The organism is Streptomyces sp. BB1-1-1 (genome assembly GCF_031597775.1).
Lineage (GTDB): Bacteria > Actinomycetota > Actinomycetes > Streptomycetales > Streptomycetaceae > Streptomyces > Streptomyces thinghirensis.
On record NZ_CP134203.1, the window covers coordinates 415,179 to 435,320 of the forward strand.

The following is a 20,142-nucleotide window of genomic DNA, read 5'->3' on the forward strand; positions in this document are numbered from 1 at the left end:
GGCGTCAGGCGTCCATGGCCTCGACGAGGGAACGGGGGCGCAGGTCCTTCCAGTTGGCCTCGACGAACTCCAGGCAGGCGGCCCGGCCGTTCTCCTCGAAGGCGATCGTCCACCCTCCGGGCACCTCGGCGAAGGACGGCCAGAGCGAGTACTGGCCCTCGTCGTTCACGAGGACGAGGAAACGGCCGTCGGCGTCGTCGAAGGGATTGGTGCTCATCTGCGGTGCCTCCCGAACAATTAGGTTAGGCTCGCCTAATGGGAAATGAGCTTAGCCTTCTCACTTTCCGCTCCACAAGGAGACGTCGATGAGGTCGCTGGGGGAAGACGTAGACACCTTCGCCGCGTTCGGACTGTCCGGCAGGCCCGGCTCCGAGGCGTTCTGGGCGAGTGCGAGGACACCCGCGTCGGTGGCCGACGGCGACGGTTGGGTGACCCTGTTCCTGCGGCGCGGGACCGAAGCGGCGAGCATCGAGTTCGAGAGCTGGTCGGAGCCGGTACCCCTGCGCCGGTGGGGCGACACCGACTGCTGGTACGCCGAGGTGCGGATGCCCGCGCGACTGCGGGTGACGTACCGGTTCCTCGCCGAAGACACGGCGTACGCCGACCCGTTCAACCCGGTCGGTGCGGGCGGTGACCGGTCCATCGCCGCGACCCCGGACGCACCGGCCCAGCCGCACTGGCCGACGGTGGCCGCCGCCGACGTCCTGCCCCTCCCCCGCACCCGGCTGCGCTGGGCCGGGGGACGGCTCGGCGGACGGCGTACCGTGCGCGTCCACCCGGCGGGCGGCGGTGGGCCCGTGGTCCTGCTGCTCGACGGGGACGACTGGCTGTACCTGCACCCCGCGACGACCGCGTTCGACTCGGCCGTCGCCTGTGGCGAGCTGCCGCCGGTCACACTCGTCTTCCTTCCGGTCAGGGACAGGACGGGCGAGTTCGGGTGCCGGCCCGAACTGTGGGAGGCGGTCCGGGACGAACTGCTGCCGCTGGTCGCCGAGTCCGGCGTGCCCGCCGACCGTGACCGGCTGGTGGTCGCGGGGCAGAGCCTCGGCGGGCTGAGCGCGCTGTACGCGGCGCTGGAGTTCCCGGACCTGGTGTCCCGCGTCGCCTGCCAGTCGGCGTCGTTGTGGTGGACACCCGACGCACAGGATCTGGCGGACCCGTTGAGCGGTCCGGTCGGCGGTGCCGTCGCCGCGCGCCTGCGGACGCGTCCCGACCTGTCCGGTCTGCGGATCGCGTTCGACGTGGGGGAGCACGAGACGCGGATGCTCCCCCACTGCGCCCTGGTGGAGACGCTGACCGAACAGGCCGGCGCCACCGTGCGGGTCTCTCGGTCGGCGTCGGACCACGACCGGGCGGGCTGGCGGCACGCCCTGCTCCGGGATGTCGCCTGGGCCCTCGCTTAGGGGGTGCCCCGGATCACCGGGCCACGGCCTTGCAGTAGTCCTCGTCGGTGGCGAGCAGGTTGCGATGCGTGTCCTCGGCGGTGATGACGCCGTCGTCCAGGACGAGGACGCGGTCGGCGGCGTCCAGGAGGGCGGGGCTGCTGGTGATCACGACGGTGGTGCGGCCCCGGCGCAGCTTCGCGACGTTGCGCGCGATGAGCTGCTCCGTGACCGCGTCGACGGCCGTCGTCGGGTCGCGCAGCACGAGGACGTCGGTGTCGGCGGCGAGGGCGCGGGCCAGGGACAGCCGTTGGCGCTGCCCGCCGGAGAGGTTCGCGCCGCGGTCGCGGACGGGATGGTCGAGCCCTTCGCGGTGCAGGGCGACGACGTCGGTCAGCATGGACGCCTCGACGGCCTCGGGGACCGTCCGGCTGGTGCCCGAGGGGTCGATGTTGGTGCGGAGGGTGCCCGCGAAGATCTCCCCGTCGTACGGGTTCACCAGCATGTGCTCACGGACCGCCTCGGTCGACAGGTCCGCGAGGTCCCGGCCGCCGACCCGCACCGCTCCCTCGTACGCGTCGGGCGGCACGTTCAGGGCCAGGATCGACGCGAGGTCGGCCGCCGCGCGCGGCTGGTAGGCGGCGACGGCCACGAACTCGCCGGCGGCCACCTGGAACCTCACCTTGCGCAGGGATCCGTGGCGCACGCAGTCGACCTCCAGGTCCCGGCCCGCGGCCGGGCGCTCCGGGCCCGGGGTCGTCACCGGGGGCGCGGTCAGGACCAGCGCCATCCGCTCGGCCGACGCGCGCGCGATCATCACGTACTTCGGCATCTCCGAGAACAGTTTGAGCGGTTCCATGATGAACTGCGCGAGTCCCACCGCCATGACGAGTTCGCCGATGTTGATCCGGCCCTCGAACGCCAGCCAGCCCGCCGTCAGCGTCACGGCGGTGGCGAGGACCGCGTTGAGGGCCAGTGCGGTGCCCGCGTAGACACCGTTCACCCTGGCGACGGTGACCGACTGCTGCTTCGCCTCCGTGCTGACCTTCCGGTAGGACCGGAACGCCGCGTTGTTGCCGCCGAAGCCGTGCAGCGGGCGCAGGCCGATGATGAGGTCGGCGACCTTCGCGCCGGCCCGTGCCACCCGGGCCTGCTGTTCGCGGGTGCTGGAACCGATCCTTCTGGACATCACGCTCAGGATCGACAGGATCGCGACGGTGCCCACGATCACCAGCAGCCCGAGCCGGAGGTCGGCCAGGCCCAGCGCGACCGCCGCGATCACCACGGCGACCAGTGAGCTGATCAGCAGCGGCACCACCTCGATGATGTCGGCGGTCTGGTCGGCGTCCTCCGTGGCGATGGTCAGCACCTCGCCCGACTTGAGGTCGACGTCCCTGGCCACCGGCTGGAGTCCGCAGGCCGCGACCCGTACCCGCCAGCGGTGCGCCTCGGTCGTGTTGGCCTTCTGCAGGATGCGCATCCCGAACCGCCACGACAGCGACACGGTGGTGATGATCACGGCCAGCGCGGCGATCGAGACGCCGAGCGAGCCGGGGCTCCGGTCCCGCATCGTGTGTTCGACGATCAGGCCGAGGGCGATCGGGAAGGCGGTCTCACCGGCCTGGTACAGGCCCATGAGGACGGTGCCCCCGGCCATGGCGCCGATGTTGCGGCGCAGCGCGGTGCGCAGGATGTCGGACCCCGGGCGGGGCCGCTGGGTGTCAGGAGTTGTCATCGAGGTGGCGGGCAATCGCTTCCGGGGTTCGCAGGGTGAACAGATCACGGATGGTGATCACAGGACCGTACTCCCGGCGGAGCAGCCCGGTCAGCCGCACCGCCAGCATGGAGTGCCCTCCGAGGGAGACGAAGTCGCTGACCGCGCTCACCTCGTCGTCGTCCAGGTCCAGTGCCTCGGCGAAGAACTCGCACACCGTGAGCTCGGTTTCGGTCTCCGCACTCCGCTCGCCCGCCGTGGTCAGCGCGCCCAGCGGCTTGGCCTCCGGCAACGCCTTGGCGTCGGCCTTCCCGTTCACCGTCAGCGGGATGCCGTCGACCTGGGCGTAGTGCGTCGGGCGCAGGAAGTCCGGCAGTCCGGCGCCCACTTCGGCGGCGACCTCGGCAAGGTCGGACCCGTCCAGCACGAGGTAGGCGGCCAGCCGGTACGCACCGTCGACCTGCGGATCGGGCTGGGCGACCGCGGCGACGAACCGCACCGCCGGGTGCGCCGCGAAAGCGGCCTCGACCTCGCCCGGTTCGACCCGGTGCCCCCGGATCTTGACCTGCTGGTCGGTGCGGCCCAGGTACATCAGGTTGCCGTCGGGTCGTCGGACGACGAGGTCCCCGGTGCGGTACATGCGCTCGCCGGGCGCGCCGAACGGGCACGCGACGAAGCGGTGCGCGGTCTGGGCGGGCTGCCCGAGATAGCCCCGGGCGATGCCGATGCCGGACACGTACAGCTCTCCGGGAACGCCGTCCGGCAGCGGCCGCAGCCACGGGTCCAGGACGTACACGTCCGTGTTGTCGATCGCCACTCCCACCACCGGGTCCTGGCACTCGAAGGTGCCGACTCCGAGGGTGTTGATGGTGTACTCGGTGGGCCCGTACAGGTTGTAGCCGACGGTTCCCTCGGTCTCGGCGAGCCGCTGCCACAGCGCCGGGGTGACGGCCTCGCCGCCCAGCAGCACCAGCGCCGGCCGGCGTGCCGGGTCGTCGAGCAGGCCCTCGGCCACCAGTTGTTGCGCGTAGGTCGGGGTCACGTTGATCACGTCGATCCCGTGTTCGAGGCAGTATTCGACCAGCCTGGGCGCGTCACGGCGCAGTTCCTCGTCGCAGATGTGCACCTCGTGGCCGTCGGCGAGCCACAGCAGTTCCTCCCAGGACATGTCGAACGCGAACGACACGGTGTGCGCGATCCGGAAGACCCGGTGCCCGTGCGCCGACAGCACCGGCTCGAAGATCCGGCGCTGGTGGTTGACGAGCATGTTGGTGAGTCCGGCGTACTCCGTGACCACGCCCTTGGGCCTCCCGGTCGACCCGGAGGTGTAGATCGTGTACGCGGGGTGCCGCAGCCGGTTCGGGTCGTCCGGCGCGAACGTCACGAACGGCTCGGTCGCGGGCAGCGGGCGGTCCAGCTCGATCAGGTCGCCGGTCAGCCGGGGCGACACGGCGCTCACGGTGACGATCACGTCCGGGCCGGCGTCCGCGACGATCGCGGCGATCCGCTCGTCCGGGTGGTCCAGCTCCAGCGGCACGTACGCGGCGCCGACGCGCAGTACGGCGAACAGCGCCACGATCGAGTCGAGGGAGCGCGGGATCGCGAGACCCACCGTCGCCTCGGGACCGATGCCGCGCCGGGCCAGCACACCCGCCACCGCGCGGCTGCGGTCCCGGAGTTCGGCGAAGGTCATGCGCGAGCCCTGGGCGACGAGCGCGACGCGCTGCGGGTCGCGGTCCGCGGCACGGTCGAACCGGTCGACGACGGTGTCCGTGCCGACGTCGGTGCGTGCTGCGGGCTCCGGTTCCGGGCCCGGGCCCCTCAGCGCTCCGACCGGCCCCGCCGACCGGGCCAGGTCGTCGAGTACGCGCAGATAGTCGTCGAGGAGACGACGGGCCTTGTCCGTGTCGTCGTCGCGGTACTCCAGCTTGACGGTGAGCCTGTCGCCGGGGGTGACGACCCAGGTGAACGGATAGTGGGTGGAGTCGTCGGCCTTCACCGAGGTGATGCCGTGCCTGGCGTTCATGTCGGCGAAGGCGTCCATGTCCAGGAAGTTCTGGAGTACGAACAGGTTGTCGAAGAGGGTGTCGTGCCCGCCGGCCCGCTGGATCTCGCCGAGACCTAGGTGCTCGTGCTCCATGGCCTCGACCCTGGCGCTCTGGACGGCCGTCAGGTACTCCCGGACCGTCTGGTCCGGCCGGGCTCGCGTCCACATGGGCACGGTGTTGAGCAGTACGCCGACGATGGCGGAGAGTCCCTCGCCCTCCCGCCCGGAGACGGTCACACCGAACACGGCGTCTCCGCGGCCGGTGTGTGCGCCGAGGAGGAGGCCGAACGCGCCGGTCAGCACCGAGTTCAGCGTGACGCCGTGCGCCCTGGCGGTTTCCCTCAGCAGGTCCGACCGATCGACGGAGAGCGTGTGTACGAGCGCGCGCGGCAGGTCGTCGGAGAGGGCCGGCGCCGGGCCGGCGAGCAGCGTCGGGCCGGGGAGGCCGGCCAGGTACCGCGCCCAGAAGCGTTCCGATTCGGCCGGGTCCTTCGCGTCGAGCGCTCGGGCATGGTCCTCGAAGCTCGGCGTGGCCGGAACCGTCGCCGGCGGCTCACCCGCCAGGACGGCCTGATAGGCGTCGAACAGCTCCCGCAGCACGATCTCGCGGGACCAGCCGTCCCACAGCAGCAGGTGGTAGCTGAGGAGCAGGCCGTCGCGGTCGCCGGGCAGGCGCACCACGGTCAACCGGATCAGGGGTGGCTCGCCCGGGTCGAACCCCGTGTCCCGGTCCCGGGCGCGCAGGGCTTCGACCTCCGCCTGAGTCGCCGTCTCGACGGTAGCGACGTCGACTCGTCGGCCCGCCGCGAGGACCTGGACGGGGTTTCCCTCCTCGTCGGTGGTGAAGCCGGCGCCCACGGCCGGGTGGCGCGCGATCACGTGTGCCATCGCCTCGGCCAGCGCGTCGGTGTCCAGGCGCCGGTCGAAGGTGAAGTAGCTCTGCGCCACGTAGTGTCCGGCCGAACCCGCCATCTGGGCCTGGAAGTACAGGCCTCGCTGGAGCGGGGTGACCGGTGCGGTGCGCTCGGCCGTCGCGGCGGCGTCCGCGATCTGTTCCAGTGCGCTGTGCCAGTGCCCGGTGATCTCGTCGGGGATGCCCTCGGCGAGGGTGAAGGCCGCGTGCAGGCTGCCGGTGGCCGCGTCGGTCCACGCGTTGACCTCGACGGCGTACGGGCCGGCCTGATCGCCGCCCGTGAGGTGCGGCGCCTGGGACTCGCCGCCCCGGCCGAGGTAGTTGAACAGCACCTGCGGGCGGGCGGTCAGCAGCGGGGCCGTCTGCGGGTTGAGATACCTGAGTTGTCCGTAGGCGACGTGCGCCTGCTCGTCCGGCTGGCGTCGTGCCACCTCGCGCGCGGCGGCGAGCGGGTCGGTGTGCGCGGTGAGCCGTACGGGCGCGATGGAGGTGAACCAGCCGACCGTACGGCTGTAGTCGTGGTGTTCGAGGGCCGGGACCCGGCCGTGCCGCTCCAACTCGATGGCGAGGTCGGTGGGTGACGGCTGGATGTGTGTCAGCGCGGAACGCAGCGCGCCGCACAGCAGCTCGGTGAGACCGATGCCGAGTGCGGCGGGCGCGGTGCGCGTCACGAGGTCGCTCACCCCGGGTGCGAGTACGACCGTGGTCTCGCGCGGCCCCTTCGCCGGGGGCAGCGGCGCGGGCGCCTGGAGGGTGGTGATCCAGTGGTCCAGGTCGCCGACCGCGCGGGCGGACTGGAGCGTCAGTGCTTCGGCGTACTCGGCGTAGGACGTGGTCGGGGGCGCCAGGGGCGCTCCGCGCATCGCGGTGGCCAAGTCGTCCAGCAGGACCAGCCAGGAGACGGAGTCGACGGCGAGGTGGTGCACGGTGACCACCAGGGTCCGGCTCTTCTCCAGCCAGGTGAACGCGATGACGTCCCCGGACTCGGGGTCGAGCCGTCCGGCGGCTTCGTCGGCCGCGGTCGTCGCGTCGGTGGTGTCCGTGGCGTCCGTCCGGGTGACGGTGGTCTCGCGCGCGGGTTCGGTGCGCAGCGACCACACCCCGTGCTCGACGCTCAGTCGCAGGCGGAGGACCGGGTGCGCGGCCACGACGGCGTGCGCGGCACGCTCGACGTCGGCGAAGCCGGTGCCCTCGGGGGCCACCAGCGTCCTGGCCTGCGCGAACCGGGTGAGTGAGCCGCCCAGTTCGCGCTGCCGCAGGACGATCGGCGTCAGCGGCAGCGGGCCGTCCGCGCGGCGGGCGGGCGCGGGCACCGGGGTCCGCGGGGTGCTGGTCCCCAGGTGCTCGGCGAGGGCCCGCGGGGTCCTGAGCAGGAACACGTCCCGTGGCGTGATCGGCAGTCCGAGTGCCCGCGCCCGGTTGATCACCGTGATGGCGACGATGCTGTCGCCTCCGGCGCGGAAGAAGTCGGTGTCGGGGTCGGCGGCGTGGCCGGGGAGCGTGTCGGCGAAGATCGCGACGAGGGCGGCGAGCGCGGAGTCGTCGGTGGCGTCGTCGTCCGCGGGTCCGGGGCCGCCGGCCGCGCCCCGCGCCGGGGCCGCAGGCCGATAGGGCCCCGCGTCGCTGAGGGGTGTGCCCGCTCGCTCGGTCAGGGCCTTGCGGTCCAGCTTGCCGTTGACCGTCAGCGGCAGGACGTCCAGCGGCAGCACCCGGCCCGGCACCATGTGCGCGGGCAGCTTCGCGGACAGCTGCTCGGTGAGGTCTTCGGGCGCCCGGCCCACGACGTGCGCCACCAGGTGATCGCCGCTCCCCGCGACCGTGACGGCCGCGTCGGTCACCCCGTCGAGTTCCCTGATCGCGGACTCCACCTCGCCCAGCTCGATACGGAAGCCCTTGAGCTGCACCTGGTCGTCGGCACGGCCGGTGAACTCCAACTCGCCGTCGAGCGTACGGCGGGCGAGGTCACCCGTGTGGTACATGCGGGAGCCGTCGCCCGCGAACGGGTTCGCCACGAACCGGCCGGCGGTCAGCCCGGGCCGGCCCAGGTATCCGAGCGACACCTGGTCGCCTGCGACGTAGATGGCGCCCACCCTGCCAGGCGGCACCGGCCGGAGCCGGTCGTCGAGCAGGTAGGTGACCAGACCGGGAAGCGGACCGCCGATGGGGCTGGCGTCGCCGCCGGGGCCGAAGTCCTCGTCGGTCAGCACCCGGTGGGTGACATGGACGGTGGTCTCGGTGATGCCGTACATGTTGACCAGCTCGGGCGAACCGGTGCCGTGCCGTTCGACCCAGCCGCGCAGCCGCCCGAGGTCAAGGGCCTCGCCTCCGAAGATGATCCGCCGCAGTGCGGGCAGCGGTTCGCCGGCCTGCCGGTCGGCCTCGGTGAACTGGTAGAACGCCGACGGGGTCTGGTTGAGCACGGTCACCCCGTGCTCGCGGACCAGCCGGTGGAAGTCGACCGGGGAACGGGTCAGCCCGTACTCCGGAACCAGCAGCTCACCGCCGTGCGCCAACGCCCCCCACAGCTCCCAGACCGCGAAGTCGAAGGAGAAGGAGTGGAACTGGACCCACACGTCGTGCGGACCGAAGCCCATGTCGGACCGGGTGTTCGCGAGCAGCGTCACCACGCCGGAGTGCGGGACGACGACCCCCTTGGGCCTGCCGGTCGACCCGGATGTGTAGATCACGTAGGCCGGATCCGCCCAACCCGCCCCGGGCCCCGGCTCGGGGGTCGCCGCAGGCGGCACTTCGCCCTGCACGAGCACACGCGCCGGTACGCCCGCCCGGGCCAGCAGCCGCGTGAAGCGCTCGCGCTGCTCCGGGGCCACGAACACGACCTGCGGAGCGGAGTCGGCGAGTATGTACTCCAGTCGCTCGTCCGGGTACGCCAGGTCCAGCGGCACGTACGCGCCCCCCGCGCTGACGATCGCGACCAGGGCGACGACCTGCTCGACGGAGCGCGGGACCGCGACGGCGACCCGCCTGCCCGGTCCGACACCGGACGCGCGCAGGGCCGACGCCAGCGTGTCCTTCGCGTCCGCCAGTTCGCCGTAGGTCAGGGACCGGGTTCCGCCGTCGAGACCGCACTGGGTGACGGCGGTGGCGGCCGGGTCCCGTAGCGCGGCGGCGTCGAACAGAGCGGCCAGGGTCGTCGGGGTGATGGGCTCCGTACGCCGTGAGGTTCCCTCGGAGGTCAGCTCGTCGACCAGGGCGTCCGGCCGGGTGAGCAGGCCGGTGAGGGCCCGGGTGAAGGTGTGCAGAATCTCCTGGACGCTCGCCTCCCGCAGGAGCTCGGCGTCGTAGATCAGGTTGAAGCGCGGGCGGCCGTCGGGCGTGCGCTCCACCACCAGCGTCAACGGGTAGTGGGGAGCGCCCTCGTTCACGATGCCGGTGATGTGGAGCGTGTCGTCGGGCCGCCGCAGGCGGGCCACGTCGGTCGCCACGTCGAACACCACCAGGGTGTCGAACAGTGACACGGTGCCGGCCTGGCGGGCGATGTTCGCCAGCGAGACGTGCTGGTGCGGCAGCACCGCGCTCTGGTGTGCCCTGACCGAGGCGAGCAGGTCGCGTGCGGTGCTGGTACCGGCCCACTGGGCGCGCACGGGGATCGTGTTGATCAACAGACCGACCATGTCCTCGATGCCGGGCATCTCCGCGTCGCGCCCGGACACCGTGGAGCCGAACACCACGTCCCTGCCGTGCAGGATGCCGCCCAGCGTCACCGCCCAGGCGCTGTGCACGGCCACGCTCAGCGGTACGCCGGCCGACCGGGCGGCGGCGTCGATGTCGTCCTCGGCCTCCACGGAGGTGTCCGCGAACCGGTCCGACGGGGTGTGTCCCTCGGCGACCAGTGAGGGGCCGGGCAGCTCCGCGAGCTGCTCGCGCCAGACCCGGTCGCTCGCGTCGTCGTCGCGTGCGGCGAGCCGGCGGACGTGGTCGGGGAAGCCGCCGAGCACGTGCACGCTCCCCGGCGCGTGGTACTCGGCCAGCAGTGTGCGCAGCATGGGCGGCACCGACCAGCCGTCGGCGACGATGTGGTGCACGGTCTGCACCAGGACGTTCCGGCCGGGGCCCCCGCGGACGAGCGTGTACCGCATCAGCGGGCCGGTGGCCAGGTCGAAGCCGGCCCGGCGGTCCCGTTCGGCGTGGTCGCGGATCTCGTCGTCGGTGATGCCGGGGCGGTCCAGCGTGGTGAAGGGCGCCTCGACACCGCTCTCCAGCACGGACACCACACGGCCGTCGGCGAGGGCCACGAACCGCGCCGCCAGGTTCGGGTGGAGCGTGAGCAGGCGGGTGGCCGCTGCCGCGAGCCGCTCGGCGTCCGCCTCGCCCTCCAGTGTCAGCAGTTGCTGTTCGACGTAGCTGCCCGTCGAGTCGTCGTCGTAGACCGAGTGGAAGTACAGACCCTCCTGCAACGGGGTCAACGGCAAGATGTCCCGCAGCGCCGGGCCGTCCAGCGCGTCGACGTCGGCCTGGGTGAGCGGCACCGGAGCGAAGTCGCTGGGCGAGTGGCCGCCCCGGTCGAGCGCGGCCAGCCCGGCCAGGGCCTCCCGGAAGTACTCGCCGAGCGTCGCGACGTCCTCGTCGGTGAACATTCCGTCGGGCCAGGAGATGGCGGTGACCAGCTCGTACTCGCCGGTCGAGGAGGGTTCCGCGATGGCGTTGAATTCCAGGGCGCGGGGCAGACGCATCCGCGGATCGCGCTTCTCCCCCAGCTGCCCCGTGGTCCGCGCGAGTTTCCAGTCGCCTGCCGCGCCGGCGTCGAAGCGGCCCAGGTAGTTGAACAGCACCTGGGGTGCGGGCGCGGCGAACTCGGTACGGGCCAGGTACCGCAGCGCGCCGTAGGAGACGCCGTTGTCCGGTACCCGGGAGAGGTCTTCCTTGACTGCCTTGAGCGCGGCGGCCAGGTACTCGGGTGCGGTGAGGTCGGGGGCCGCGCCGGGGTCCACGGTCACCGGGTACAGGGTGGTGAACCAGCCCACGGTCCGCGACAGTTCCGGCTCGAAGCCGGCCGACCGCGCGACGAACCGGCCCTCTCGGCCGTGCCCTTCCAGCTCGATGTGCGCGAACGTCTGGTCCTGGCCCAGGTCGCGGCGCCGGCGGGCGAGGGTGACGGCGAGCGCGGTCAGCAGCACGTCGTTGACGCCCGCGTGGAACTTCGCGGGTATCTCGCTCAGCAGCGCGGCCGTGGTCTCGGCGCCGACGGAGACGGTCCGGACCCGCTCCCGGGCGACGGTGTCCGACTCGGACAGGGCCCGCCTGCCCAGCGGTTCGTCCGCTCCCGGCAGGGGGCGCCGGAAGTAGGCGCTGTCCGCGTCGAACGCCGCGCGCTCCAGCAACTGCGTCCAGCGCCGGAACGACGTGCCCGCCCGGGGCAGCTCCAACGGGTCGCCCGAGGCGAACTGCCGCCATGCCGTGGCCAGGTCGTCCATCAGGACCCGCCAGGACACGCCGTCGATCACGACGTGGTGGGCCACGAGCACCAGGTGCCGTGCCGCGCGGCGCCAGACCGCGCGCAGCATCACGCCGCCCGTCGGGTCCAGCCCTTCGGTGGCGAGCGCGACGCACTCGTCGAGCGGCCGGTCGCTCTCCTGCCACCGCGCGACCACGCCGTCCGCCTGCTCCGGCCGGTCCGCGTCCGGGATGTCGAAGCCCCAGCGGGCGCCGCGCACCAGCCTGGCCCGCAGCATGTCGTGCCGCCCGACGACGGCGGCGAGAATCTCGTCGAGGGCGTCGGCGGTCAGGTCCGCCGGGGTGTTCAGCACCACCGACTGCACGAAGCCGTCGATCGCGTCGGTGGTCTCGCCGAGCCACTGCACGACGGGCGATCCCACGACGGGGCCGGTCGCGACGTCGCGGTGGTCCACGGTGGAGGTGTCCTCACGGCTCGCCACCGCCGCCAGTGCCCCCACGGTGCTGTGGGTGAAGATCTGCCGTGCCGTGACGTGCAGCCCCGCGTCGCGCAGCGCGCTCAGCAGCGAGATGGCCAGGATGCTGTCTCCGCCGAGCTGGAAGAAGTCCTGGTCGACACCTACCTCGTCCAGTTGCAGCAGCGTCGCGACCGCCGCGCACACCGCGCGCTCGTTCTCGGTGGCGGGTGGGACGAGCGGAGCCTGCCCGGTCGCGGGCTCGGGCAGCGCGTGCCGGTCCAGCTTGCCGTTCGCGGTGAGCGGGAACTCCTTCATCGCGACGATGTGGGCGGGCACCATGTACTCCACCATGTGCTCGCCGGCCCACGCCTTGACGTCGGCCGCCCGCAGGCCGTCGTGCCCCGCGGCCGGGATCACGTACCCCACCAGGTAGGTGCCGCCCGCCGCGTTCTTCTTCGCGACGACACAGGTGTGCCGGACCCCGGGGTGCTCGGCGAGGGCGGCCTCGACGTCCTCGATCTCCAGCCGCATACCGCGGATCTTGATCTGGTTGTCGGCCCGGCCGAGGAAGTCCAGCGAGCCGTCGGGGGCGAAGCGCGCCAGGTCACCGGTCCGGTACAGCCGGGACCCGTCACCGGCGAAGGGGTTCGCCACGAACCGGGACGCGGTCAGGCCGGGCGCTCCGACGTACCCGCGTCCCAGGAGGAACCCGCCCACGTACAGCTCGCCGCCGACGCCGACCGGAACCGGGCGCAGTGCCTCGTCCAGCACGTACAGCCGGGTGTTGGGGTTGGCCCTGCCGATCGACGTCGACAGGCGTTCCGCCGCGCCCCGGTAGATGACGTGCGAGACACCGATCGTCGTCTCGGCGGGGCCGTAGCCGTGGTACATGGGGATGTCGAGCCGGGTGCGGAACCGCTCGTACAGTTCGGGGGTCAGCACCTCGCCGCCGCACCAGACGTGCCGCAGGCTGTCGAGCCGCCCGGAGTCGCCCGACATCTCCAGCAGCACGTCCAGCATGGACGACACGAGGTAGGTGAAGGTGACGCGCTGCTCGGCGATCACGCTCAGCAGGTGGTGCGGGTCGCGTTCGCCGCCGGGACGCAGGACCACCAGCCGGGCACCGGAGACCAGCGGCAGGAAGATCTCGTTGATGGAGATGTCGAAGGACAGCGGCGCCTTGAACAGGGACGCGTCGTCGTGGCCGAAGCCCAGGATCTCGTGGACCTGCCACAGCAGGCGCTCGCTGATCGCCTCGTGCCGGATCATCGCGCCCTTGGGCCGCCCGGTCGAACCGGACGTGAAGATCACGTAGGCCAGGGACTGGCCGAGGACGCCGACCGCGGTCCCGTCGGCGGGGTGGGATGCGTAGCGCCAGTCGCCGAGGTCCACGGCCACGGCTTCCGGTTCGCCCGCGGCGGACTCGCCCGAGGTGTTGAGCTGCGCCACGACCCGGGCGTCCTCGATGACGACGGCCCGGCGCGCGGCGGGCCAGTGCGGATCGAGCGGCACGAAGGCGCAGCCCGCCTGGAGCACGCCGAGCAGCCCGACCACCATGTCCGCGGAGCGCTCCAGGGAGATGCCGACGACCTGCTCGGCGGTGAGTCCTCGTTCGACCAGGTGGTGAGCCAACTGTGAGGCCAGGGCGGCCGTCTCACGGTACGTCAGCGTCCGGTGCTCATCGATTACAGCCACGGCGTCCGGCCTGTTCCGCGCCTGTTCGCGGAACATCTCCACCAGGGTCGGCCGGCTCCGGTCGGCGTCGGTGTCGTTCCACTCGGCCAGGTCCTTCAGCCGCGCCTGCCTGCTGGACGGGCGGATGGTGCCGACGGGCCGGTCCGGGAAGTCGGCCAGGTCGTCGAGGGCGAGCCGCGCGTCGTCCGGTACGACGCCTTCGGGGAGGGAGATGCTCCGCAGGTCCGCTCCGACGTCCCAACCACGGGGTGCCGCACCGCCGTTGGCGACCCAGCCGAGAACATCGGTGAACAGGGTGCCGGGGGCGAGGTCGATGCCGTCGGGACTGCGGCCCGTCGCCCAGTACGACAGCCCGATGGCGCACGCCTCGGCGATGGTCCGGTCGGAGAAGTCGCCGGTGCGGCGGCGTATGTCGGTCAGGTGCCCGGGAGAAAGCAGTACGAGACGAGCGGTCGGTTCCAGCATCGAAGACTCAACGCCCCTTCCAAGGAATCAACGCAGGCTAACCTAACTTAGGCATACCTAACTACCTTCTCGCCAGGCCCGCCACAGCCGTGCGTACCGGCCACCGAGAGCCACCAACTCCTCGTGGGTGCCTTCCTCCACGACGCGCCCCGCGTCCAGCACGGCGATCCGGTCCGCCGCCATCGCCTGGGTCAGCCGGTGCGCCACGAACAGCGTGGTCCGGCCCGCGCAGGCGGCCAGCACGGCCCGTTCCAGCTCGGCGGCGCCCTCGCTGCCCGCCTCCGCGGTCGACTCGTCCAGCACCACCACCGGCGAGCGGCTCAACACCAGCCGGGCCAGGGCGACCTGGGCGACCTTGGTGACGTCGAGGCGCTCGCCGCCTTCGCCGACCAGGGTTCTGAGCCCGTCGGGCAGCGCGTCGACCCACGCGTCGGCGCCGACCGTGCGCAGGGCGTCCACGAGTTCGGCGTCGGTCGCCTCCGGTGCGGCCAGCCGCAGGTCGTCGGCGAGCGGCCCGGAGAACACGTGCGTCTCCTGCGTCAGGATGCTCACCAGGGCCCGGGCCCCCGCCTCGTCCAGTCCGGCCAGATCGGTCGGCCCCACGCGCACCGACCCGGCCCGCGGTGTCCCGATGCCCGCGATCAGCGCGGCCAGGGTCGTCTTGCCCGCGCCCGTCGCCCCCACCAGGGCGAGCGAACCACCCGCCGGGATCGTCAGGTCGACGTCTCTGAGGACCGGCTCCTCGGTGCCGGGGTAGGCGTACGTCAGCCCCCGAACCGTCACCGGGTACGGCACGGCGTCCGCCACCGCCACCGACGCGTCACCCACCAGCCGGTCCTCCGCGTCCTCACCCAGCACCCCGACCAGGCGGGTCAGACTCGCGCCCGACTTCTGCGCCTCGTCGAAGGTGAACATGATGGCGCCCAGCGGGGTGAACAGCCGGTGGAACAGCAGCGGGGCCGCCGACACCTCGCCCAGGCTGGCGGCATCCGCCTCCAGCAGGGCGTACCCCACCACGATGATCAGGGTCAGTCCGATGAACTCGGCGCGGTTCTCCCTGCCGACGAACCGGCCGAAGAAGCGGAACACCTCGATCCCGAGATCGCGCACTCTCCACGACTCGGCGGTGACCTTCTCCCGGAAGGCGCCCTCCAGTCGGTACGCCCGGACCGTGTCGATCCCGTTCAGGCCGCTGATCAGTGCCTGCGCGCGGTCGGCCTGCGCCACCCGCTGCTTCCGGTAGAGCGGCGCGGACCTGGGGAGGTACCAGCGCAGGGCCAACGCGTACGCGGGCAGCGCGCCGGCGCCCGCCAGACCGAGCCTCCAGTCCAGCCCGAACATGCCCGCCGTGGCGATGACGACCAGGACCCCCGCGGAGAACACCGTGGGGACGGCCGTACGGATGCCGTTGGAGATCACGGCGACGTCGTCACCGACCCTGGACAGCACGTCTCCCCGGCCGACCTGTTCGATCCGGGTGCTGGGCATCCCCAGTACCGCCCGGACGGCGCCTTCCCGCAGCCGCGCGAGGAGGTCGGCGCCCAGCCGCCCGATGAGGTACGTCGACACCGCGGTGGCCACCGCGCCGAGCAGGGCGGCGGCCACCATCAGGGCCCCGATCGTGACCAGGACCGATCGCGACGCGCCCTCGACCACCCCGTCGACCACCCGGCCGAGCAGAAGCACCGGGAGCACCTGGAGCGCCGCGCCGGCCACCGTGGTGAGCACGGTGGTGGCCGTCAGCCACGGCACCTCGCGGCAGCGCGTCCCGATCCATCGGCCGGCCTCGCGCCCGGTCGCCGTGCGCAGGACGGCCGGGGCGACGCGTGTGTCGGTGCTGGTCACACCTACCCGACCGACTTGACGAGTTCGTCGATGGCGTACGGCATGGACAGCAGCGTGCCCTGGGAGATGGCGGCGCCGACCGCCGGTCCCTCGCTGTCCAGCAGGTACGACACCTTGCCGTTCTTGACGGCGTCGAGGTTGGTGAAGAGCTTGAACTTCTTCAGCTTGTCCTGGTCCGCCTTGTCGTTGATGACGAAGATGCGGTCGACGTCGACCAGGTCGACACGCTCGGGGGAGAGTTTCGTGTAGAAGCTGCCGTCGGCGACCTTGTCGATCTCGGTCTGGTACTTGAAGCCGATGCCCGTCACCAGCCGTCCGCGCACGTCGGTGGAGGTGAACGGCGCCACCGAGTCCTCGTACCAGGACAGGGCGACGGCCGTCCGGTCGGCCAGCTCGGGGTGTGCCTTCTTGGCCGCGTCGAGCTTGCCCTGGATGTCCGCCACCTTCTTCTCGCCCTCCTCGGCCTTGCCGAGCGCCTTGGCGATGTGGAGGGCGTTGTCCTGCCACGGAGCGCTGAAGGGCTCCTTCTCGGCCTTGGTGCGGCCCACCGTCGGGGCGATCTTGGAGAGCTTGTCGTAGGCGGCCTGGTCGATCTCCGAGTAGACCGCGACGATCAGGTCCGGCCGCAGGGCGGCGATCTTCTCGAAGTTGGGGCCGGAGTCGCCGTTCTTCATGATGACCTCGGGCTTGGTGTCGCCCCACTCGTCCTTCACCCACGGCCACTGGGTGTTGATGTCGGGGCTCTGACCCGGCGGGTTCGGGTACTGGTCGACCATGCCGACCGGCTTGATGCCGAACGACAGGATGGTCTGGTCGTCGGTGTAGCCGACGGAGACGACTCGCTCGGGAGCCTCGGTGACCTTCGTGGTGCCGAACGCGTGCTCCACGGTGACCGGGAAGGCGCCGGAGGCGGCGGCCGAGGTGTCGTTGCCCGCCTTGTCCGCCGAGTCGTTCGAGTCGGAACCGCAGCCCGCGAGGAGGCCGGCGCCGAGGGCGGCGGCGGACAGTACCGCCGCCAACCGCCGCCGGGACTTCATACGCGTCGTTCTGTGGAGGAGCATCCGGAGATCCCTTGCTGTCGCACTGTCCACTGCGCCCCCGTCTAAGGGCAGCAAACCTTACCGCGCCCGAGTGAGGTTAGCCTACCCTCACCACTACAACTCTGTTGCCGCTCGGTCGAGTTCGACGTGGGCCCGGCCGATCGGGACGATGAGGGGGCGATCGCCCACCGGGTCGTCGATCACCTTGGCGCGCAGCCCGAACGCCTCGTGCAGCAGCTCGGCGGTTATCACGTCGCGCGGGTGTCCCTGGGCCAGGACCGCCCCCTCGCGCATCACGACGAGGTTGTCGCTGTAGCGCGTGGCCAGGTTGAGGTCGTGGAGCACCATGACCACCGTGCATCCCGACTCGTGCAGGTCGTCCACCAGGTCGAGCACGTCGATCGCGTGCGCCAGGTCCAGGTACGTGGTCGGCTCGTCCAGCAGCAGCAGGTCGGTGCCCTGGGCCAGGGTCATCGAGATCCAGACGCGCTGACGCTGGCCGCCGGACAGCGAGTCGACCGGTCGGTCGGCGAGGTCGGACACGCCGGTCATGGCCAGCGCGCGCTCCACGACGGCGGCGTCGTCCGACGACCACTGCCGCAGCCAGCTCTGGTGCGGATGGCGGCCCCTGGCGACCAGGTCGGACACGGTCAGCCCGTCCGGTGCGACCGGCGCCTGCGGCAGCAGGCCGAGCTTCTTCGCCACGTCCCTGGTCCTGAGCGTGACGATGTCCTCGCCGTCCAGCACGACCGTGCCCCTGGTCGGCTTGAGCAACCGCGACAGGGTCCGCAACAGGGTCGACTTCCCGCAGCCGTTGGGCCCGATGATCGTGGTGATCACCCCCGGCGGGATCGCCACGTCGAGTTCGTCGATGACGGTCCGGGCGCCGTAGCCGACCGAGACACCCCTGGCTGCCAGCCGTGAGGCACCGACGACTCCGGACTTGGCCGCGGTGATGGACTGAACGACCACAAGGCCCCCTTGTTTAGGCTCGCCTTACTTTGTACCAGCTATCCGCGTACTGGCTATCGACGGTTCGCCCGCACCAGCAGATAGACGAGGAAGGGGCCGCCGATCGCCGCGGTAACCACGCCGACCGGGAGGGAGACCGGCAGTGCCGTACGCGCGATCAGGTCCGAGCCGATCAACAGCAGCGCGCCCACCATGCCGGAGGCCACCAACGGCGGTGTGGCGCACCCCGCCAGGCGCATCGCCACCTGCGGCGCCACCAGCGCGACGAACGGGACCGGACCCGCCGCGCTCACCGCCACGCCGGCCAGCAGTACCGCGCACAGCAGCAGGACCGCCCGCACCATCGAGTACCGGACCCCCAGGCCCGCGGCGACCTCGTCGCCGAAGTGCATGGGCTTGAACTGGAACGCGACACAGAACACGACGACCAGGAGGACGAGCGTCCCCCACAGCGCCACCCAGACCTCGTTCCACCCCCGGTTGTCCAGCGACCCGACCAGCCACGCCTGGGCCCGGGCCACGTCCCTGATGTCGGCCGTGACCAGGAGCCAGGTCGTGATCGCCTGCATCACGGCGCTCACCGAGATGCCGATGAGGATGAGCCGGAAGCCGTCGATCCCGCGCCGCCACGCCAGGAAGTACACCAGCAGGCCGGTGCCGAGACCGCCCGCGAGCGCCGCCGCGGACAGGCCCACGGCGCTGACGATCGCGGCGGCGGTGCCGCCCGAGACGGTCACCAGGAACACGGCGACGGCGCTCGCGCCGCTGGTGATGCCCAGAATGTCCGGGCTGGCCAGCGGGTTGCGCGCGATGGACTGCGTGAGCGCGCCGGACACCCCCAGCGCGATCCCCACGACGAGACCGGCCAGGGCACGCGGCATCCGCAGGTCCATGATCACGAACTCGTCGACCTGCTCGCCCCGGCCGAAGGTCGTGGCGACCACCCGGGGCAGGCTGATCGGGAAGTCCCCGACGCCGATGGACAGGCAGAACACCAGGAAGGCCGCCGCCGCCAGCAGCAGCGTGACGCACGCGATCCAGGGCCGCCACACGAACGACACGCGTCCGAGCCGCACGCCGGGCGTCAGGGATGGCCGCACGCCGGCCTCGTTCACCTTCACGTCCGCCCCGTTCACGTGTTCTTGAACTTTCCGCGCCACACCAGAGCCGCGAAGAACGGGGCGCCGAGGAGAGCGACGAGGACACCCGCGTCCAGTTCCCCCGGCCGCACCACCAGGCGCCCCACGATGTCGCAGACCAGCAGCACGACGGCTCCCAGCAGTCCCGCGTACGGCACCAGCCAGCGATAGTCCGGCCCGGTCAGATACCTGGCGACGTGCGCCACCATGAGGCCGATGAACGCGATGGGGCCGCACGCGGCCGTCGCCGCGCCCGCCAGCAGGGTGATGGCGACGATGCCGACGGTCCGGCTCAGCGCGATGTTCACGCCCAGCCCCCGCGCCACGTCGTCACCGAGGTTGAGCAGGTTGATGGCGGGCAGCGTGGTCAGCGCCAGCACCAACCCGACCGCGATGAACCCGGTCACCGGCCAGATGACGTCGAACCCGACACCGGCCACCGAGCCCGCGTTCCAGAACCGCAGCGCGTTCAGCGATGCCTTGTCGGTCAGCGCGACCGCCGTGGTCATCGCCGCGAGGAACACGGTGACGCCCTGCCCGGCCAGCGCGAGCGTCAACGGGTTGCCCGCGCCCCGGCCGATGCTCGACAGCCCGAACACGACGACACCCGCGACCGCCGCGCCCAGGAAGGCGAACCAGACGTACTGGAACGGGTTGGTGAACCCGAACAGGGCGATCCCCGACACCACGGCGAACGAGGCGCCGGAGTTCACCCCCAGCAGGCCCGTGTCGGCGATCGGATTGCGCGTGTACCCCTGGATCAGCGCCCCGCCGATCCCCAGGGCGATGCCCGCGACGACCGCCAGGACCGTGCGGGGCACCCGCACGGTCCGCACGATGAGCCTGATCTCGGTGAGCCGCTGATCGGAGTCGGTCGCCGCGAAGAGTCCGTGCCACACCTCGGCGGGACTCAACGCGCGCGCGCCCACGGCCAGCGACGCCGCTGCCGCGACCACGAGTATCACCGCAAGTGCGCCCAAACCCACAACCCGCCTTCGGCGGGCCTCTGTTGTGCCCCTGGGCAGGGGGCGCTCAACCGCAGTCGTGGTCATGGCGACGT

General features: G+C 71.9%; 9 protein-coding genes. 1 reads left to right on the forward strand and 8 read right to left on the reverse strand.

The window, feature by feature from the left end:
- Positions 1-4: 4 nt before the first annotated feature.
- Positions 5-217 (reverse strand): MbtH family protein, encoded by a 213-nt coding sequence (locus RI578_RS01815; protein ID WP_121745287.1) that lies wholly within the window; start codon positions 215-217, stop codon positions 5-7.
- A gap of 88 nt (positions 218-305) precedes the next feature.
- On the opposite strand from RI578_RS01815, the gene RI578_RS01820 reads away from it, so the two are divergent.
- Positions 306-1,403, forward strand: coding sequence for an alpha/beta hydrolase-fold protein (locus RI578_RS01820; RefSeq protein WP_310869354.1), 1,098 nt, complete (start codon positions 306-308; stop codon positions 1,401-1,403).
- A 13-nt stretch (positions 1,404-1,416) separates the two neighbouring features.
- Here RI578_RS01820 and RI578_RS01825 read toward each other — a convergent pair whose 3' ends face one another.
- The 7 genes from RI578_RS01825 to RI578_RS01855 form a co-directional block, all read right to left on the reverse strand.
- On the reverse strand, positions 1,417-3,117 hold the full coding sequence (locus tag RI578_RS01825) for an ABC transporter ATP-binding protein (protein ID WP_310869355.1): 1,701 nt from the start codon (positions 3,115-3,117) through the stop codon (positions 1,417-1,419).
- Positions 3,104-14,086: a non-ribosomal peptide synthetase gene (locus RI578_RS01830; RefSeq protein ID WP_310869356.1), complete on the reverse strand. Its 10,983-nt coding sequence runs from the start codon at positions 14,084-14,086 to the stop codon at positions 3,104-3,106. Before RI578_RS01830 ends, RI578_RS01825 begins: the two co-directional genes overlap by 14 nt.
- 57 nt (positions 14,087-14,143) lie before the next feature.
- Entirely contained in the window at positions 14,144-15,931 is a 1,788-nt protein-coding gene (locus RI578_RS01835) for an ABC transporter ATP-binding protein (protein ID WP_310869357.1), read from the reverse strand.
- 2 nt (positions 15,932-15,933) lie between these two features.
- Positions 15,934-16,992: an iron-siderophore ABC transporter substrate-binding protein gene (locus RI578_RS01840; protein WP_310869358.1), complete on the reverse strand. Its 1,059-nt coding sequence runs from the start codon at positions 16,990-16,992 to the stop codon at positions 15,934-15,936.
- A 93-nt stretch (positions 16,993-17,085) separates the two neighbouring features.
- Entirely contained in the window at positions 17,086-17,943 is an 858-nt protein-coding gene (locus RI578_RS01845; RefSeq protein WP_310869359.1) for an ABC transporter ATP-binding protein, read from the reverse strand.
- Between the two features lie 53 nt (positions 17,944-17,996).
- Positions 17,997-19,079, reverse strand: coding sequence for an iron ABC transporter permease (locus tag RI578_RS01850; RefSeq protein ID WP_310869360.1), 1,083 nt, complete (start codon positions 19,077-19,079; stop codon positions 17,997-17,999).
- The gene (locus RI578_RS01855) at positions 19,076-20,134 is read right to left on the reverse strand and encodes an iron ABC transporter permease (RefSeq protein ID WP_310869361.1); all 1,059 of its coding nucleotides are present in this window, start codon (positions 20,132-20,134) and stop codon (positions 19,076-19,078) included. Before RI578_RS01855 ends, RI578_RS01850 begins: the two co-directional genes overlap by 4 nt.
- Between the last annotated feature and the right edge of the window lie 8 nt (positions 20,135-20,142).

Coding starts and splice junctions, on each gene's coding strand:
- RI578_RS01855 (WP_310869361.1), bottom strand. CDS start 20,134: ATGACCACGACTGCGGTTGAGCGCCCCCTGCCCAGGGGCACAACAGAG.
- RI578_RS01830 (WP_310869356.1), bottom strand. CDS start 14,086: ATGCTGGAACCGACCGCTCGTCTCGTACTGCTTTCTCCCGGGCACCTG.
- RI578_RS01840 (WP_310869358.1), bottom strand. CDS start 16,992: ATGCTCCTCCACAGAACGACGCGTATGAAGTCCCGGCGGCGGTTGGCG.
- RI578_RS01815 (WP_121745287.1), bottom strand. CDS start 217: ATGAGCACCAATCCCTTCGACGACGCCGACGGCCGTTTCCTCGTCCTC.
- RI578_RS01820 (WP_310869354.1), top strand. CDS start 306: ATGAGGTCGCTGGGGGAAGACGTAGACACCTTCGCCGCGTTCGGACTG.
- RI578_RS01825 (WP_310869355.1), bottom strand. CDS start 3,117: ATGACAACTCCTGACACCCAGCGGCCCCGCCCGGGGTCCGACATCCTG.